The organism is Bifidobacterium miconis, assembly GCF_019331735.1.
Taxonomy (GTDB): domain Bacteria; phylum Actinomycetota; class Actinomycetes; order Actinomycetales; family Bifidobacteriaceae; genus Bifidobacterium; species Bifidobacterium miconis.
In genome coordinates this window covers 17,709-34,523 of record NZ_JAHBBH010000025.1, presented here as the reverse complement: position 1 = coordinate 34,523, position 16,815 = coordinate 17,709, and the positions used below count along the sequence as shown (strand labels likewise).

General features: G+C 64.4%; 17 protein-coding genes. 4 read left to right on the top strand and 13 right to left on the bottom strand.

Going from position 1 to position 16,815, the window contains the following annotated elements; all coding sequences use genetic code 11:
• Positions 1-2,247, bottom strand: a 2,247-nt coding sequence (locus tag KIH79_RS08925) for a glycoside hydrolase family 2 protein (protein WP_219059065.1), incomplete at its 3' end; no start/stop codon positions are given.
• Positions 2,248-2,585: 338 nt separating this feature from the next.
• On the opposite strand from KIH79_RS08925, the gene KIH79_RS08920 reads away from it, so the two are divergent.
• Entirely contained in the window at positions 2,586-2,933 is a 348-nt protein-coding gene (locus tag KIH79_RS08920) for a hypothetical protein (protein WP_219059064.1), read from the top strand.
• 165 nt (positions 2,934-3,098) lie between these two features.
• Entirely contained in the window at positions 3,099-3,521 is a 423-nt protein-coding gene (locus KIH79_RS08915; RefSeq protein ID WP_219059063.1) for a hypothetical protein, read from the top strand.
• A gap of 6 nt (positions 3,522-3,527) precedes the next feature.
• Here KIH79_RS08915 and KIH79_RS08910 read toward each other — a convergent pair whose 3' ends face one another.
• The 3 genes from KIH79_RS08910 to rhmD all read right to left on the bottom strand — a co-directional run bounded on the left by KIH79_RS08910 (position 3,528) and on the right by rhmD (position 6,637).
• Positions 3,528-4,307, bottom strand: a complete 780-nt coding sequence (locus KIH79_RS08910) for an IclR family transcriptional regulator (protein ID WP_219059062.1) — start codon at positions 4,305-4,307, stop codon at positions 3,528-3,530.
• Between the two features lie 138 nt (positions 4,308-4,445).
• Entirely contained in the window at positions 4,446-5,237 is a 792-nt protein-coding gene (locus tag KIH79_RS08905) for an HpcH/HpaI aldolase family protein (RefSeq protein WP_219059061.1), read from the bottom strand.
• A 173-nt stretch (positions 5,238-5,410) separates the two neighbouring features.
• On the bottom strand, positions 5,411-6,637 hold the full coding sequence (gene rhmD, locus KIH79_RS08900; protein WP_219059060.1) for an L-rhamnonate dehydratase: 1,227 nt from the start codon (positions 6,635-6,637) through the stop codon (positions 5,411-5,413).
• A 189-nt stretch (positions 6,638-6,826) separates the two neighbouring features.
• On the opposite strand from rhmD, the gene budC reads away from it, so the two are divergent.
• Both budC and KIH79_RS08890 read left to right on the top strand, forming a co-directional pair.
• Complete coding sequence (gene budC, locus KIH79_RS08895; RefSeq protein WP_219059059.1) at positions 6,827-7,624, top strand: meso-2,3-butanediol dehydrogenase; 798 nt, start codon at positions 6,827-6,829, stop codon at positions 7,622-7,624.
• A gap of 99 nt (positions 7,625-7,723) precedes the next feature.
• Positions 7,724-8,677 carry an amidohydrolase family protein gene (locus KIH79_RS08890; protein ID WP_219059058.1) on the top strand — a complete coding sequence of 318 codons (954 nt, stop codon included), beginning with the start codon at positions 7,724-7,726 and terminating at the stop codon, positions 8,675-8,677.
• A gap of 134 nt (positions 8,678-8,811) precedes the next feature.
• On the opposite strand, the gene KIH79_RS08885 is transcribed toward KIH79_RS08890, so the two are convergent.
• The 9 genes from KIH79_RS08885 to KIH79_RS08845 form a co-directional block, all read right to left on the bottom strand.
• On the bottom strand, positions 8,812-9,984 hold the full coding sequence (locus KIH79_RS08885; RefSeq protein ID WP_219059057.1) for a diacylglycerol/lipid kinase family protein: 1,173 nt from the start codon (positions 9,982-9,984) through the stop codon (positions 8,812-8,814).
• A gap of 184 nt (positions 9,985-10,168) precedes the next feature.
• Positions 10,169-10,531 carry a hypothetical protein gene (locus KIH79_RS08880; RefSeq protein WP_219059056.1) on the bottom strand — a complete coding sequence of 121 codons (363 nt, stop codon included), beginning with the start codon at positions 10,529-10,531 and terminating at the stop codon, positions 10,169-10,171.
• A 291-nt stretch (positions 10,532-10,822) separates the two neighbouring features.
• Positions 10,823-11,437, bottom strand: coding sequence for an Rv3654c family TadE-like protein (locus tag KIH79_RS08875; protein ID WP_236023755.1), 615 nt, complete (start codon positions 11,435-11,437; stop codon positions 10,823-10,825).
• On the bottom strand, positions 11,434-11,808 hold the full coding sequence (locus KIH79_RS08870) for a TadE family type IV pilus minor pilin (protein WP_236023754.1): 375 nt from the start codon (positions 11,806-11,808) through the stop codon (positions 11,434-11,436). The genes KIH79_RS08875 and KIH79_RS08870 overlap by 4 nt, the downstream gene beginning before the upstream one ends.
• 17 nt (positions 11,809-11,825) lie before the next feature.
• Entirely contained in the window at positions 11,826-12,113 is a 288-nt protein-coding gene (locus KIH79_RS08865; protein WP_219059054.1) for a DUF4244 domain-containing protein, read from the bottom strand.
• 323 nt (positions 12,114-12,436) lie between these two features.
• Positions 12,437-13,084, bottom strand: coding sequence for a tadC protein (locus tag KIH79_RS08860; RefSeq protein ID WP_236023753.1), 648 nt, complete (start codon positions 13,082-13,084; stop codon positions 12,437-12,439).
• Between the two features lie 169 nt (positions 13,085-13,253).
• On the bottom strand, positions 13,254-13,934 hold the full coding sequence (locus KIH79_RS08855) for a pilus assembly protein (RefSeq protein WP_236023752.1): 681 nt from the start codon (positions 13,932-13,934) through the stop codon (positions 13,254-13,256).
• 201 nt (positions 13,935-14,135) lie between these two features.
• A complete protein-coding gene (locus KIH79_RS08850; RefSeq protein WP_219059068.1) occupies positions 14,136-15,131 on the bottom strand; it encodes a TadA family conjugal transfer-associated ATPase in 996 nt (331 codons plus the stop codon).
• Positions 15,132-15,403: 272 nt separating this feature from the next.
• Complete coding sequence (locus tag KIH79_RS08845; RefSeq protein WP_219059053.1) at positions 15,404-16,558, bottom strand: P-loop NTPase; 1,155 nt, start codon at positions 16,556-16,558, stop codon at positions 15,404-15,406.
• Between the last annotated feature and the right edge of the window lie 257 nt (positions 16,559-16,815).

Sequence of the window (16,815 nt, the reverse complement as noted above, 5' to 3'; positions counted from 1 at the left end):
GGTGTGGTCGGTGGCGCTGTGCAGCCGGTCGCGACCGATGTCGTGTCCGGTGGCGTCGTATGCTACCGCTTCGATCACGCCCGGCCGATACGCGCACATGAATCGTGCGATGCACTCGCCGTGCAGCGTTTTGCGCCCGACTTCGCGACCATTGACGAACAGCGCGACCGCGGCGGCGCGCGCGTACACTTCGACATGCGCGAGGCGGCCGTCGCAGCCGTTCCAGCTCCACGAGCGGATCGCGTTCGTCATTTTCCATGCGCTCGGCGAATGTTTGTCGTCGGTGTGGTTGACCGGCTGCACGGCGATGTACGGGCCTCGGTCGGCTTCGAGCGCGACGCGCGTGTAGTACGCCTCGCCGAGTGGCCGGCCGGTCAGGTCGAGGCGGCCGGAGCCTGCGGTGAGCCACCCGTAGCCGATGCGCAAGGGCGCGTAGTCCTCGTATTCCCACGAGCCGATGCCGGTTTCGCCCATGTAGTCCATGCCGGCCCACACGAAGTCGCCGATCACGCGCGGGTGCGTTTTCGCGTATTCGCGGAACCGGTACGCGTCGGCACAGAACGTTTCCGTGCCGAGGATGATTCTGCGCGGATATTTGCGAAGGTCGTGGCCGTAGCGGTTGATGCCGTAGTTGTAGCCGGCGATGTCCATGTTGGCGAACGCGCCGCGCGTGGCCCAGTCGCACGGCGGCAGGGACGCCATCGTTTTCATGAAGTCCGCGCCGAGTCGCCCGGCCAGCTGGTTGAAGAATTCGCTGCCGATGGCATGATGCGACACCGTGTTGGGCAATAGTCGGCCGGTCTGCTCGAATGCCTTGCGCAGGTTGGCCGCACGTTGCGCCTCGCGTTCGGCCTTGCGGTCGGAGTATTGGCCGAGCCGGATCGCGCTGAGCAGGTTGAAGAAGATGTTGATGCCGCAGGTGACGGGCCGTGTCGGGTCGAGCGCGTGCAGTCTGCGGGTCATGGCACCGGCGATCGCGATGCCGCGATGGTGCGCGGTTTCGCCGACCTCGTTGCCGGTGGAGTACATGACGACGCTGGGATGGTTGCGATCCTTGGCGACCATGTCGGCGAGGTCCTGCCGCCACCATTGGCTGAAATGGTCGACGTAGTCGTGGCGCGTTTTGTGGATGTACCAGTGGTCGATGTATTCGTCCATGACGAGCATGCCGAGCCGGTCGGCTGCGTCGAGCAGGGCTTTCGAGCACGGGTTGTGCGCGGAGCGGATCGCGTTGTAACCGGCGCGTTTGAGCAGCGCGAGCTTGCGTTCCTCCGCGTCCGGGTAGGCACAGGCGCCGAGCACGCCGTTGTCATGGTGAATGCACGCGCCTTGGATGAGGACGCGTTTGCCGCTGATCTTGAAACCTTCCGAGCCCCATGCGAGCGTGCGGATGCCGAACGTGACGGTGGTTTCGTCCGTGTCGCGCGCGCCGTCCGGGTTGGTGCGCGCCGATTCGTAGCGGATGCGCGCCGCGTACAGGTTCGGCTCGTCCGGCGACCACAGGCGCGGGTTGGGAATGTCGAGCGTGACGGAGGCTTTCCCTTCGACGGAAATCGCATCGGAACTGGTAATGGGTCTGACACTCCCCCGGTCACGGCTGTGCCATGCCAGCCTCTTTAGTCGAGGGGGCCGAGACTCCGTCAGCTCTTTGGTGATTTCCCCGGGCGCTATATCCACGGTGACCGTGCCTGGGGCGGTGGTTTCGACAAGGAATTGTACGCGGGCGGGTGCGCCGCCCGACGAACCGGACGAACCGATCGACAGCGTGCGCACGGTGACGCCATTGAGCTTGATGTGGTCGCGCGGCGCGACCCATAGCGTGACCGGCCGGTAGATGCCGGCGCCCGAATACCAGCGCGAGTTCGGCTGGTCGGCGTTGCGCGCGATCACGCGGATCTCATGTTCGCGTCCGGCCGTCAGCGCATCGCTCACGTCGACGGAAAAATCCGTGTATCCGTACGGGCGAAACGCGACCTGCCGCCCGTCGATCCACACTTCGGCATCGTGGTACACGCCTTCGAACTCGAGGATCATCGTGCGTCCGGCCAAGTCCTCCCCCGGCGTGAACCGGCGCACGTACTCGTAGTCGCGCCCCTCGAACCAGCCCGAGTTGATGCCGCTTTCGGCGACGGGCGTGCGCGGCTCGGACAGCATCGCATCGTGCGGCAGCGTCACCGGCACGAACGGCTCGTCCGCCGCGCCGAGATGCCGGTACGACCATCCGTCGTTGAACTCGATCGCGCGCATCGTCCCTCCCTCCAGCTTCATCGCTCAACCAACGTCGGCCTTATGCCAGCCAACCCTTGCATTTATGACAACGATACTTCCCGACCCTTCTCAAATGCCCCTAAACTGCAGTTACGCGTTCACAATCATTACTTCAACGCCGACCAGTTCTACGCATTGTGGCATGTAGGGGTCAATACCGGTCGAGGTACCGGTATCGACCCCTTGCTAAAAAAAAATATCGAATGGTATTATTAGTAGCACCACATAGGTGGGTGGTTCTGCTCTTTCTCATGTTATCCCAATTATCCCAATTATCGTTCAGAACAGATACTTCAACGAACACGAAGGGAAATCCGATGAAGAAGTGCACCATTGGCTTGCTATTGCTAAGCCTCATGCTGTGGAATTGCGCCGCTCCTGCATACGCGGATGAAGGAGTCCAAATTGGCAACTATTATTTACCCGCTTCGGAGATTGAATTCACCACAGAGTCCTTCCCAATGACGGGGAAAGACCAACCTGTCGGATCCACCTATGGTAATACTCAATCAACTCGCACGAATTGGGGAACCAGCTACGCATATTCGACTGAACAGCTCTATCTATTTTTTTACCGGTTTCGCATTGGCGGCAGGAAATGTCTATCAGGGAAAAAGAATCATCCAGGTTTGCTTCTGGTGGGATCTTGCTGGAAGAATCACTAAAACATACTGCTCCGATGCCATTTACAACAATGGTTGGAGACCTGCAGTGAATGAAACTTCAGCCACGACTTTAGACAACTTAAATCCATGGGCAGAAAAATCAGTGTTCCACATCCGAACCGGACGAGTCGCCACTAATTATATACCTTCAACAAGGAAAATATTATGAGAAAGAAACTCACCATAATTGCCGTTGTTATTGTTGATGCAATTCTTCTATATTGGGAGTTTATTGTATTGCCCCGAGGCATCAGAACGATCGTCGGAATGTTCCCGGAAACCGGTCGACTCGCCGCTCCAGGATTGTTTTGGGAAATTACGGCGATAAGCTGCCTGCAGATCGTATCCGTAGTTATTCTCCGGAATACTCTATGCAGCAGGATTTCAGCGGCATGGGAAATCGTTCGTCTGATCTTTTTGAGCATGTTCATGTTCATAAGCATCGCAGCAAATATCACCGTCGGACTCATGGGTTTCCCTACAGCCGGAGCGATTGTCCCACTATCGGTTTTGACAGTCATCTCCGCAGTTGGACTATGGCGCTGCATTATCCGCTGGCACAACAACATAACAATCGCGACGAAATAACTACGTTCACCGACCGTTCCATCCAAGGTCGCGGGAGATGGCATCGGCGGTGTCGCGCACGAGCGGGCCGAGCTGGCGCATGCGGTCGGTGGGCATGAACGTTTTGAAGCTGGAAACGGAGATGGCGCATACGATTGCGCCGCTGGCGTCGTGCACGGGCGCGGCGATGCAGCGCACACCGGGTTCGTTCTCCTCCAAGTCGAACGCGAATCCCTGCCGCGCGTAGCGGCCCATCGCGCGCGCGAACGCGGCCGCGCCGGAATAGTCGTGTTCGGGCTGGCGTTCCATGCGCGCGCGGTCGTCGAGATACTGCCGCTCCCAGCGGTCGGGGCGGTCGAGCAGCAGCGCCTTGCCGATGCCGGTGTAGGTCAGCGGCATGCGGCAGCCCGGCCACGAACGGATTTCAATGTTGCGATTGCCGCGAACCTTGTCAAGATAGAGGGTTTCGCCGTTGTCCTCCGCGGCAAGGTGGATCGTGTCGCGCGTTTCGTCGGACAGGTCGAGCAGGTACGGGCGCGCGACGGCGGGGACGGAGATGTCCTCGCGCGCCTGGAAGCCGAGTTCGATGAGCGCCGGGCCGAGGGCGAGTGTGCCCTCGACCGTGTCGCGCAGCATGCGTTCGGCGCGCAGCGCCTGCACGAGGCGATGCGTGGTGCTGCGCGACAGGCCGGTCGCCGCGGTCAGGTCGGCGAGCGTGCACGACCCGGCGGCGACGGCCCTGAGCACGACGATGCCGTTGATCAGGGTCTGCGCGCCGGGGACGGCGGGTTCATCGGTTCGGGTCATACCGTTCATTCTCTTGACTCCCCTCGTCAGTGCAAGGACGCATGGCACGGCATGGCACAGGAGGGTTCAGCCTTCTTGGCTACCCCTCAGTCGGCTTCGCCGCCAGCTCCCCTGACAAGGGGAGCCGAGAAGAGGAGATCAGTACTGGGCGAGTTCGGCGGCGAGGCCGCGCACGTAGACGTCGGTGTCGCCGGCGACGGCGACGAACGACGCGCCCCACTCGAAGTATTTGCGCGCGGTGGCCGGGTCGAACGCGAGCGAGCCGATCGCCTTGCCGTGGCCGGCGATCACGTCGAACGCGTGGCGGATCTCGTCCTGGATCGCGCCGGCGTCGTCCGGGTGGCCGAGCGAAGCGGACAGATCGGCCGGCCCGATGAAGATGCCGTCGATGCCGTCCACAGACGCAATCTCGTCGATGTTCTCGAGCGCCTCGCGCGACTCGACCTGAACGATCAAGCAGATTTCGTCGCGCGCGGTGACCATGTAGTCCGAGATCAATCCCCATCGGCCGGAGCGCGCGATCACGCCGCCGACGCCGCGGATGCCGGACGGCGCGTATTCGACCGCGCGAACCATGAGTTCGGCCTCCTCGCGCGTGTTGACCATCGGCACGAGCAGCGTCTGCGCGCCGAGGTCGAGCACCTGCTTGATGAGCACCGGATCGGCGGCGGCCGGACGCACGATCGGCGTGGTCGGGTAGCCGTGGCAGGCGCGCAGCTGCGCAAGGATGGTGGTCAGGTCGTTCGGACCGTGCTCGCCGTCGATGAGCAGCCAGTCGTAGCCGATTTCGGCGGCGATTTCGACGGACGTGGGCGATCCCATCGCGATCCACAGGCCTTTGAGCTGCGGGCGGTCGGCGGGATTCGCGGCGGCCGCGGCGGCCTTGAGCGCCGCCTTGAACGGATTGTGTGGCAGGGGTACGGAAGTCATGCAACGCTCCTTTTGCGAAGACGGGTCCTCTCTGGGGAGGAGGCTGGCATGGCAAAGTCGACCGGAGGGCGCCCAAACACCTTCGATTTCCATCAAAGTGATCGAGTGTACGCTCCCCCAGTCGGCTTCGCCGACAGCCCCCTCAGCCGAGGGGGCCGAGGGCGGAAGAACAATCAGTGCTGGAACGGGCGCTCGAGCGGGCAGTCGCGGTTGAGTTCGACGCCGAAGCCGGGCTTGTCGAGCTGTTCGGCGGTCATGATGCCGCCTTCCGGCACGGGCTCGCCGACGAGGATCGGGTCGAACTGCGGGCGCAGGCTGTCGGCGTGCGGCGAGGTCATCAGGAACTCGCTGAACGGCGTGTTCGTGAACGTGATCACCGCGTGGTGCGAGTAGACGGACGATCCGTGCGGCACGACCAGCTGACCGCGCGACTTGGCGATCGCAGCGATCTCGCACAGCGACGTCACGCCGCCGCACCAACCGACGTCGGGCTGCAGGATGTCGACGCCCGCGTCGGACAGTTCCTTGAACCCTTCGATCGTGCCGGTGTGTTCGCCGGTGGTCATGAGCATGCCCGCGGGCATGTTCTTCTTGAGCTGGCGGTACGACTCGATCTGGTTCGGCGGGAAACATTCCTCGATCCACTTGAGCTTGTACGGCGCGGCCGCGTGCGCGAGCTTGGTCGCGTAGTTGACGGTCTGGCTCATCCAGCAATCGAACATGAGCCAGAAGTCGTCGCCGACGCGCTCGCGCATGTCGGCGAGCATGGCGATGTCCTTGGCGATGCCGTCGTCGTCGTCGGCCGGACCCCAGTGGGTCGGCATCTTGCCGCCGATGAAGCCCATCTGTTGCGCGAGGTCGGGCCGCGCGCCGGTCGCGTAGAAATGGATCGTGTCGCGCACGGCACCGCCGAGCAGCTTGTAGACCGGCAGGTGCAGCACCTTGCCGTACAGGTCCCACAATGCGAGATCGACGCAGGAGATGGTGTTGATGACCACGCCGCCGCCACCGGAGTAGAACAGCGTGGAGTTGAGCATCTGGTCGTGGATGAGCTTGATCTGGTCGACGCGCTTGCCTTCGACGAAGCGGGAGAGATGATGCTCGACGATGAAGCAGCCCGGATTGCCCGCGGTGGACACCGCGAAGCCGGTGGTGCCATCGGACGCCTCGACTTCGACGACGAGCGTGCCGAGCACGTTGATGCCGAACGACTGGCGGGACTGTTTGTATTCGTCGTACTTGCTCATCGGGGTGGCGATGTGGTCGTCGATCCAGTGGTCGTGGCCTTGGTCGTGGTAGTCGCCGCCGCCCTGGCCGTGGACCTTGGCCGCGGCCCCGCCCATCGAGTAGGCGCGGATGGCGGTGATCGTGGGCAGCTTCAGTGATGGCGCCAACGTCATGGTGGTTCCTCTCCGTCGCGGAATTGGTGGTTGTCCCCAACGCTACCGCTGATGGAACGCCGTCCCCATATGTGGGACGGCGTTCCATGTGTGGTGAACTGGTGCCTATAGTGGGGTCGACGCGAGGCCGCCATGCGCATCCGCCGCCTCCGTCGCATTACCGTCGTCTGCGCCAAAGGAGCTTCGTATATGACCAGCAACACGTACCATTTCGAAGGCAAGGTCGTCATCGTCACGGGCGGCGGCACCGGCATCGGCCGCGCGATCACGCGCGCGTTCCTCGACAACGGCGCGACCGTCGTCGCCGTCGGCCGCAAGCAGGCCCCGCTGGACGAGACCGTCGCCGGCTACGAGCGCGGTCACACGCACATCACCGACGTGTCCAGCCACGAGCAGGTCGCCGAACTCGTGCGGTCCGTCGTCGACGAATTCGGCCATCTCGACGTCGTCGTCTCCAACGCCGGCATCTTCGAGGGCGGCGAAATCGAAAACGTGTCCGACGAAGTCTGGCACAAGCTGTTCTCCGTCAATCTCGACGGCCTGTTCTACCTGACCAAGGAGGCGTTGCCGCACCTGATCAAGTCGCACGGCAACATCGTCGTCGACACGTCCGTCTCCGGCCTGCGTGGCGACTGGGGCCAGACCGCCTACAACTCGACCAAGCACGCGATGAACGGCTTCGTGCGCTGCGTGGCGCTCGACTACGGCGCCAAGGGCGTGCGCGTGAACGCGTTCGCGCCCGGCTTCATCCAGACCGACATCAACAAGGAGGTGTGGACCGATCCGGAGCGCGTCAAGCCGTACACCGACCGCGTGGCGCTCGGCCGCACGGGCCGCGCCGAGGATTGCGCCGGCATCGCGCTGTTCCTCGCTTCCGACGACGCCTCGTACCTGACCGGCCTCGTCGTGCCGGTCGACGGCGGCACCACGGCCGCGACCGGCCAGGGCCGCAACTCGTACGAGAACGACACCCGTTCCGTGCTCTGATCCGATTCCGCAACAACCGTTTGGCCCGCCGCGTACCGACGTTCCACGGCGGGCCAAACGGCCATTATTGTCATCCGCACCACTGTCAAAGGAGACAGCATGAGCGAAATCGTCATCGACCGACTGGCCACGATCATCCCGGAAACCGACGCGCAGCGCGACGAGCCGCGGCCGTTCATCGACACGCACGTCCATCTGATGCAAACCAGCCTGTACCCGTGGTTCAACCGGTCAAAGGCACTCACGTTCGAAGGCCCGTGGGATCCGCTGTTCGACGCGGGCGACTACGTGGCGTCCTATCTGCGCGCGGAAACCGACGGCACGCCGATCGAACTGGTCGGCGCGGTGCACGTGCAGGCGAACGCGGCCGATCCGGTCGCCGAGGTCGACGCCGTGCAGCGCATGAGCGACGAGTCCGGTTGGCCGATCATGATCGTCGCCGGCGGCGACCTGAGCTCGCCCGACATCGAAGCGACGCTCGAGCACGAAGCCGCGTATGCGAACGTGCGCGGCTTCCGCCAAAACCTCAACATGCACTCCCATCCGCTCTACCACTACGTCGACAAGCCGTACATGGACGACCCGCAATGGCTGGCCGGGCTCGGCCTGCTCGGCAAGTACGGCATGAGCTTCGACATGCAGCTCTACCCGACGCAGTTCGGCCGCGCGTGCGAAGTGATCGACGCGCATCCGGACACGCTGTTCATCCTCAACCACGCGGGCATGTGGGCCGACCGCGACTTCGCCGGCTGGAAGCTGTGGCGCGACGGCTTGCGCGAACTCGGCAAGCGCGGCAACTGCGTGGTCAAGATCTCCGGTCTCGCGTCGATGGACCATCGCTGGACGCTGGAGAGCATCAAGCCGGCCGTGTACACCGTGCTCGACTCGTTCGGCGTGAACCGCACGATGTTTGCGTCGAACTTCCCCGTCGACAAGCTGCACGGCACGTACGCGGACATCATCCACGGGTTCGCGCGCTGCGTCGAAACGCTGAGCGCGGCCGAACGCGACGCGATGTTCGTCGCGAACGCGCGGCGGTACTACCGGTTCTGACTTCGGAGCGTCGTCACCGGGCCCTGCATCCGGGCATACGCGTGGCGACTCTCCGTAACGCACACGCGGCACTGTCGTGCACGCGGAGGCGCCTCGCGCTTCGCACTCGTGATCGTTGCGGCTGGCTTCGCACGTTACGCGAGGAACTCGCCGGTGACCGGGTCACGGCCGTCGCGTTCGATCGCGGCGAGCGTACGGCTGCCGTCGTCCTCGGCATGCGCGCGGGCGACCGCCGGCGGCACGAGCACACGCAGGGCGCGGTCCTGCGCGGCGACGCGGACCGGCAGATGGCCGATGTACTCGCCGTCGGCCATGAGCACGGGCGGTTCGGCGCCTTCCGCGGCGCGCGTGATTTCGACGTCGCGCACGCGCTTCCATCCGAAGATGTGCGAGGCGAGCAGACGGCCGTTGTAGCCCTTGGAGATCGCGTCCGCGATTTCGAGCGCGTTCGGCATGTGGTCGATCCAGATCAGGTCGAGCAGGCCGTCCGCGAAGCGCGAGTATGGCGAGACTTCGAGTCCGCCGCCGATGTGCCGCGAGTTGGCGACGGTGACCATCGGGGTGATGATGTCGCGTTCCTCGACGCTGCCGTCGGCGAGCGTGGCCTTGACGTGATACCCGTATTGCTTGAGATGCGTGACTTCGACGAGCACGGCGGCGAAGTAGCGCAGGGAGCCGCCGGGCAGCCGCGAATGATTGGCGCGATCGTTGATGCTCGCGTCCAGACCGCAGTTGAGCATGCCGCCGTAGAAGCGGTCGATCGGCGGCAGATCAGCGTTCGGTTGCGATACCGCGCCGGTCGTCCGATCGTCCGGGGCACCAAGCAGGTTGCCGGTGGCCGCGTCGACCGCGTAGCCGCCGGGCAGGGACGTGACACGTCCCATGTCCACGTCGATGTGGCTGCCGCGCACGATCGCGCCGACGATGCCCTCCACCGCGGTTGCGATGCGGTTGACCGGCAGGTCGAGTCCGCGCGCGAAGTCGTTGCCCGATCCGGTCGCCACGATGCCGAGCGGCTTGCCGCTGCAGCCGACGGCGTTCGCGCCGAGCGCGATCATGCCGTCGCCGCCGACCACAACCAGATGTGTGTAGTCGTCGCGCCGTTCGCGAGCGCGGTTCAGCGAATCGTCGAAGCTCGTGCCGGTCAGATCGATCACGTCGAAGTCATAGCGTTCGCCGGATTCCTCCAGCAACGCCATGACCTGCGCGTCGATTTTGGCGCCCTTGCCCTTGTCGGACACCGGATTGCCGATCATCGCGACCACGGTGGGCGGCGTCTGGCGGGGTACGGTTCGTTCTTCGCTCATACCGTCACCATAAACCAACCCACGGCATATATGCCAGTGGCGTATTCCGACAACTCTCACCGCATCGTCGTCCGCGATGCAGCCGCCTGCACGATGTCGGCATCCCCCGACTTCCAGCGACAGCGCGGCTCTTGGCGCCGCCAATCCCGCTCCGACCCCGACGTGCCGCACACGGCAATGAGGATCAGCTTGCGGCGAGCCCCTTGTCAATCAGCGCGCGGATCGCCTCGGACGTTTTCATGCCGTGCTCCTGCGCGTACTGCTTCACGCGGCGCTCCCCGTCCGGGTCGATGCGGAACTGCATGATCTTGCTGGCGCGTTCCCGTCCGATCTTCAGCGGGCGGCCGCGACGCAGCTGGCGGATCCACTTGCGCTCCTGTGGAGTGGGATCTCGCGCCCATCCTTTGCCTTCCTTAAGCTGCTGTTCCAAAAATTCAACATCGTAGCCGCGCTCAGCTTCCTCTACTGCCTTTTGAAACCGAGCGGCCACTTCAGGTGGAAAATCAGAGTCCTCATAAATCGGTACACCGTGGTGGTAGTAAACCATCGCGCTCCTCCTTCCAACATTCTGTGGTACTTCTTGCGCACCGGCATGGAATGAATCAGCCACCAACGCCCGTCATCGTAAAGCAGTATCACCTCCAACGCCACCCCGTGCTGAGTGAATCCCAAGAGCAGCTCTTTCGGAGGATCTTCCTGCAAGGGAGACTCCCTCATGTAGTGCTCCACCACATACATCGAGTCCTCCAACGGGACGCCGTGTTTGAACGCCGACCGTTTCACGCCGATTCCATTATTGTAATACATAAATCACCTTTCTGGCGTGGAACGGGCGGCATCACGCGCATTCGACAGGGCCGGCGCGGGAGGATCGCTCTACGTGCGGCGCGAAGGGGACCTGCGTAGCGACGGCGACGATCACTTGCATGTCTTCGCCGTCAATCACGCAGTCATCGAGACGCATCGCATCACCGGAGCCCAGACCGGAACCGGCGAATTCACGCGCAAACGAGAAGACGACGGTCGACGCGACGCCACATGGATCGTCGACACCGTCGCGCAATGCGACCGCCGCCGACAGCGCCGCAAGATCGGCGGCGGAACGGGCCCGCGTCTGGCACACCAGCAGATTGCCGGCCGCGGCGACCACGCTGAGCATCACCGCAACCAGCAGGATCAGCATCACGCCGGCGACCGTGCCCGAACCAGCATCCGCGCCGCGCAGCCAATGATGCAGAGAGTCCTGCAACCGCCCGCGCAACAGACCCTGCAACCGCCCGCGCAAGCGACTGCGCAAACGGCCACGCGAAACGGTTCGCACGCATGGCATGCGGCACAACGTCATTGCCCGCGCAGGCAGTACCGCATGAACCCGTCGAGCCAAAGACACGCCATCCGGCGCATACAGCAGCGACGAGCAGCCTCCGCACCAGGGCACCATCATCGATGTCATGACAGCACTCCCGTCGCCTTGCCGGTCACGTTGGTCGGCAGCACGCCGATCGGGTCGGGGACGACCGGACACTGCACGGTCACGGTCGCAAGATCGCCGTTCCGAGCAACCGACACGGACACGTCGTCGCCGGCGACCGCGCGAGCCATGCCGTACGGATCGGCATCGTCACCGGCAACGACCAACTCGCGCGCGGCCGCGGCGGCCGCGTCCTGACAGTCCATCGACACGACGACCGTGCGCGCAAGGCACATCAGCAGCAGCGCCACGGCCACGACGGCGGGGAGCACCACCGCAAACTCGGCGGTGGCGGCTCCCTCGTCGGCCGGTTTCCCGACCCGTCGCAGCGCGGCGGTGATACACGTGAACAATCGCCGCCGCATGATCGTCACCCGACGTTCAGGGCCTTTTTGACGATGTTCGTGAGCAGCGTCTTGGCGGCGTCGGATTTGAGCACGGTCATCAGCACGCCGGCGAACGCGGTGGCGGCGATCAGTACGATCGCGTATTCCGCCGTGGCGGCGCCCTCTTCCGGTTCGGCTGCGAGCGCGCGCAGTTTCGCGTCGAGTCCGTACAGTTCGCAGCTGCCGCGCACGTACAGGTCCATCATGCGCTGCTTGGTGCCGGTGAACAGTCCGGCCTGGCCGTCGGCATTGATCGGCAATACATCACTCATGGCGTTCCTTTCGTTCGAGTCCGCGCCCCCATTGGTCGCGGTTCAGCCACTATGCACGAAATCGCGATGTTGTCGAGCGAAAAACGGGGTATGTGGTCGAATGGTCGATCGATACCCCCGAGTTGTCCACACTCGGCGTGTCTGTCCACATTTGTTGTGGATAACTTCGGTGCGCGAGATGCCGTTATCCACATGATGTGGATTGCCACAGCACGATGGCGTCTCGGGTGAGGCCCGCTCATCGACAGCGACATGACGCGCATTCGACGAGCTCGTTTGCCGTATGCGGGACCGGTAGCGCACGATGCCGCCCGGGAAAGCAGCTACAGCAGGAAAGATGCGATGGCCGGAACCACGCCGACGATGATGAATGCCGGGAGAAAACACAGTCCCGTCGGCAGGAGCAGCCGCACGGACAGTCGTCCGGCCGCCTCTTCGATGCGGGATCGTTCGTCGGCGTCAAGCTGGTCGGCAGCCGCGTCCAATCGCGCAATCGGCGATACGCCACGCCGCCACGCGGGTTCCAGCGCTTCCTCCAGCACATCGAACAATCGCCCGTATACCGCATTATTTGCGGGATTCGCACGACTCGCATGACTCGCACGGAGGCTTCCGCCCGAATCATCACCAATCGTCGTATAAGCAATCGCCTTCTCCGCCTCGGCACGAGCCGCCAGCCACGCATGATGCCATCCGACGCCCGCGCGCAGCGATACGGCCGCACGTCGCAGACCATCACCGCATACGCCGCCCATCGCTTCGCCCACCGCATCCAACGCGTTCGGAATGGACGATCCCTGCCGTACGGCCACGGTCAGCAACGCCAGCACCAGCGCCATCGAGACATCGGCATCGTCGGTTGCGGCCGACCGACTCGCATGCAGGCCGACCGCAGCCAAGTCGCGAGAGTCTGCGGACAGCAGACGCACGGCGATCGTCGTGCCGATGGCAGCCAACAACGCGCAACTCATACGCACCCCCATATATTCGGCATTGGCAACGTCAGGAGTTCCTTCCCGCCGCCGACCACCGACGCGTCTTGCTTGTCCGCGCGGGACACTTGCAAGCCCGCACCCCGTCCCTCGCTTCTCCCTCTTCGGCTCACGGTCGGCCGGGAACAGAAGCAGCGGCCGCGCCGACTCATGGCGTCAAGTCCATGCCGCGCAGCAGCGCATGCGTCCATGCCAGACCGGCGATATAGCAGCACAGGCCCAGCGCAAGGCACAGCAGACCCTGCGCGGATCCGAACAGGAACGCGATCGGGTGGGAACCCATCAGTTCGCCGAGCAGGATGGCCGCCGCCGGCAGCCCGGACAGCAGGCGAATCGTTGCCTTGGGCACGGCGAACACCTGTGTGCGCAGATCCTCCAGCTTGCGCGTGCGACGATACGTTTCGCCGACCGCTTCGAGACAGCTCGCCGCAGGGCAGCCGAGGCGTTCGCCGATGCGTGCCGCGACGGTGATTTCCGCGGAGACCCGGTTGATCTGGCTCGGCGTTTCCTTGGGAAGGGCGCGTTCCGCGAGCAGTTCGCGGATGCGCGGCTCGGTCAGGCGATGGACGGCGAAGCCACGTTCCGATTGTTCCGCGAACGCCTGTACCAGCGACCCGCCGCCGCGCAGCGTGGCACACGCGGAGGCGATCACCGCGGCGATGCCGACGCGAACGGACGACGTGGAATGAACGGCGCCGCGCGTATCGCTGCGACGTTGCGTCGTGTCTCGGACCTCAGCCAGACGATCCGTCGCGGCAGTGCCGGCATACGGCCACGCGACGACCGAAAGCAGCATGGCGATCGCCGCGATCATCGTCTTCGATAGCATCCGCGTCTCCTTTCGGCGACCCCAACTCCCCTGTCCTCAGCGACGAAACCAAGTTGCCGTCCACATCCGAAGACCGACACCCAACCGTTTTCTTTCCGTCGACAACGAAGCGGGCGGAACGGGTCTTTATCACCCTTTCCGCCGCCAATGCACTGAACGACGGCAATGGAACCGTCCGCCAGCGGTGACCGCGCCCCGCGGTCAACGCACCCACCGGTCGGCGAAATCGTCCCACAGCGGGCCGGACATGGGCGCGCCGGAACCATCCCAGATCGCGACGACGCGACCGGACAATCGCCCGCCGGCATCCGACTCCAGATAACCGATCTGGCTGATGTACCGGTGCCCCGACGCATCGCGTTTCACGTGAAACACCGCATCGAACGCATCCTGTGCAAGCATCGCCGTCGCTTCCACGCTCAGCCCGGCAAGCAAGCCGAGCGACGCCAGACGGTTCGGCACGCGTTCCACGCTGTCCGCATGCAGCGTCGTCATGCCGCCGTGATGGCCCGAATTGAACGCGCGCAGCAGGTCGGCGATCTCCTCGCCGCGGCATTCGCCGAGAACCACGCGGTCCGGTCTCATGCGCAACGTGGCCTTGACCAGATCCGGCAGACCGACCGCGCCCGCGCCCTCCACGTTGGATTCGCGCGTGACCAGCGACACCCGATTGCCGCCCCCGAACTCCCCCAGCTCGCGCACTTCCTCCACGGTGACGATGCGTTCGTTCGCGGCGCATCGGCCGAGCAACGCCTTGAGCAGCGTGGTCTTGCCAGCCCCAGTGCCGCCGGTCACCAGCAACGTCGCCCGTCGGTCCACCAGCGAGCACAGGATCGGAAACCACAGCCCAGGAAACAGCCCTTGCGCGCACAACGATTCCAATCGCGGCGGCGAGCGCGCGGGAAATCTGATGGAAATCGCCGCGCCCTGCGGCACGAGCGGCGCGATCACCGCGTGCACGCGTACGCCATCGGGCGATGACGCGTCCGCAATCGGACACGCATCGTCAAGCCGGCGGCCAAGCTGTGCGGCAAGCTGCACCGCATAATCGCGCACCATCGTCGGCGACGAGAACGGCACGGGCGGCTCCCACCGCCGCATGCCTCCCCCGCGGTCGGCCCATACCAACCCGTCACAGGTCACGGCCGCGTCCGTCACCGCGGCATCGGCCGCCAATGCTTCCAACGGACCAAACATGATTCTCCGACCAATACCGGCATTGGCGCGCCCCGTGCGATCCGCTCGCCCCGACACACCTCCGGCCACGGGATTCGCCGCACCATCGAACGGTTCGACCCGTCTCGGACGAACCGCCACCGCAGAACCGCGGTCATAACCGGCCGGAGACCGGCACACAGCGCGCTCCACGGCATGCCGCGAGTCGACCACTTGCGTCCCGACCACTCCGGCTGCCTCGACCACCCCAGCCGGCGTCACATCATGAGGCATCATTCCGCTTGTCGTTGCATTCATCGTGCCGACCTCGTTCCGCCGCCCAGCAAACTTTCGGCCCAGCCGGCGGCCCGGTCGACCGTGCGCCGCGTGGCGCGACTGCCCAAGCGAATCCCCAAACCGGACAGGATGTCCGAGCACAGCCGCCGGTTGGCCTTGACCGGACCGGCAATCTCCAGACCCAGGTAATCGGCCGCTTCACGAACGTCGACCACGCCGGTTCCCTTGGCGGTGCCGCGCGGCGCAATGCCCACCACGAACGGCGTCGAGCGGCGGTCACCGATGACATCATCGCCGCTGACCCGCTCTCGCAAACGGCCGATGTGACTGCTGGCCCGGGCCAATCCAAGCACGCTGAGTTCCACGACGACCAGTTGTGCGGCGTCGCCGATCTCCGCAATGCCATGCAACGCTTCGCCGCGGCCGGCATCGACGATAACCGCATGATTCGCCTCCGACAGCGCACGCACCGCGGCCTGCGCCTGCCACCAGTTGGGCACGGGCCCGTTCCACGGGTCAAAAGACAGCACGCGCACACCGTCCCATTCGGGCAATTCCCGGTTCAACGCCTCACCTTCGAGACGACCAAGCGGCGCATCAAGCGTTTCAAACCGCTCGCCTTCCTCGTTTTCGATGCCGATGAGCATATCGAGCCCGCCGCCCGTAAAATCGGCGTCGACCAGCGCGCAGGGCAATCCCCGTTCGGCCAGACGATGGGCAAGCATCGCCGCGAACGTGCTCAGTCCGGCACCGCCGCTGGCGGACGTGCATGCGATGACATTGCGGCAGGTCGTATCGATGTCGACGGACAGGTGCGGCGATCGCGACGGAGGACCGGCACGGTCATACGCGGCCTGCGGCCGGATGGCCGGCCCGTTCCCGTCGTGCCAGTTGAGGCCGGACTGCGCGGGCATGCCGGCCAGCATGCCGGAGACCGACGCTGTGGACGACGCACGCGGCGGCAGGTCATATGGCCGGACCGTCGCGAACCCGGATCCCTGGGACGCTTCGGTGCGGCCGGATGGGTTCGATTCGTGAGCCGTGGCCGACGCATCGTATGACGCGGCCGCGTAGCCGGCGTCGGCAACCGGCGATGCCGGCCGCTCGACCGCGTCGACAGCTGTGCGCGGCGGTGAATAGTATCGCCGCGGAGAATCAGTGGTGACATTCATGCGCCGATTGAACCGTACGCCACCATCGCTTGTCCAGCCGAAACGGGGTATGTGGTCGAATGGTCCGAGTTATCCACATCACGGCGTGTCTGTCCACATCGTTGCGCACATCGTTAGACATCGGCACATTCCCGGTCAATGGTACGAAGGCCATCGCGTAAGTTTGACCCGATCGAACCAATGGTGCAGGAACGATTCGCCCTGTTCCCGTTTCATGGGCCGGGCAGAAACACACAAACGAAAAGGCCCGCCGGATG

Coding starts and splice junctions, on each gene's coding strand:
- KIH79_RS08920 (WP_219059064.1), top strand. CDS start 2,586: ATGAAGAAGTGCACCATTGGCTTGCTATTGCTAAGCCTCATGCTGTGG.
- KIH79_RS08915 (WP_219059063.1), top strand. CDS start 3,099: ATGAGAAAGAAACTCACCATAATTGCCGTTGTTATTGTTGATGCAATT.
- KIH79_RS08910 (WP_219059062.1), bottom strand. CDS start 4,307: ATGACCCGAACCGATGAACCCGCCGTCCCCGGCGCGCAGACCCTGATC.
- KIH79_RS08905 (WP_219059061.1), bottom strand. CDS start 5,237: ATGACTTCCGTACCCCTGCCACACAATCCGTTCAAGGCGGCGCTCAAG.
- rhmD (WP_219059060.1), bottom strand. CDS start 6,637: ATGACGTTGGCGCCATCACTGAAGCTGCCCACGATCACCGCCATCCGC.
- budC (WP_219059059.1), top strand. CDS start 6,827: ATGACCAGCAACACGTACCATTTCGAAGGCAAGGTCGTCATCGTCACG.
- KIH79_RS08890 (WP_219059058.1), top strand. CDS start 7,724: ATGAGCGAAATCGTCATCGACCGACTGGCCACGATCATCCCGGAAACC.
- KIH79_RS08885 (WP_219059057.1), bottom strand. CDS start 9,984: ATGAGCGAAGAACGAACCGTACCCCGCCAGACGCCGCCCACCGTGGTC.
- KIH79_RS08880 (WP_219059056.1), bottom strand. CDS start 10,531: ATGGTTTACTACCACCACGGTGTACCGATTTATGAGGACTCTGATTTT.
- KIH79_RS08875 (WP_236023755.1), bottom strand. CDS start 11,437: ATGACATCGATGATGGTGCCCTGGTGCGGAGGCTGCTCGTCGCTGCTG.
- KIH79_RS08865 (WP_219059054.1), bottom strand. CDS start 12,113: ATGAGTGATGTATTGCCGATCAATGCCGACGGCCAGGCCGGACTGTTC.
- KIH79_RS08860 (WP_236023753.1), bottom strand. CDS start 13,084: ATGAGTTGCGCGTTGTTGGCTGCCATCGGCACGACGATCGCCGTGCGT.
- KIH79_RS08855 (WP_236023752.1), bottom strand. CDS start 13,934: ATGCTATCGAAGACGATGATCGCGGCGATCGCCATGCTGCTTTCGGTC.
- KIH79_RS08850 (WP_219059068.1), bottom strand. CDS start 15,131: ATGTTTGGTCCGTTGGAAGCATTGGCGGCCGATGCCGCGGTGACGGAC.
- KIH79_RS08845 (WP_219059053.1), bottom strand. CDS start 16,558: ATGAATGTCACCACTGATTCTCCGCGGCGATACTATTCACCGCCGCGC.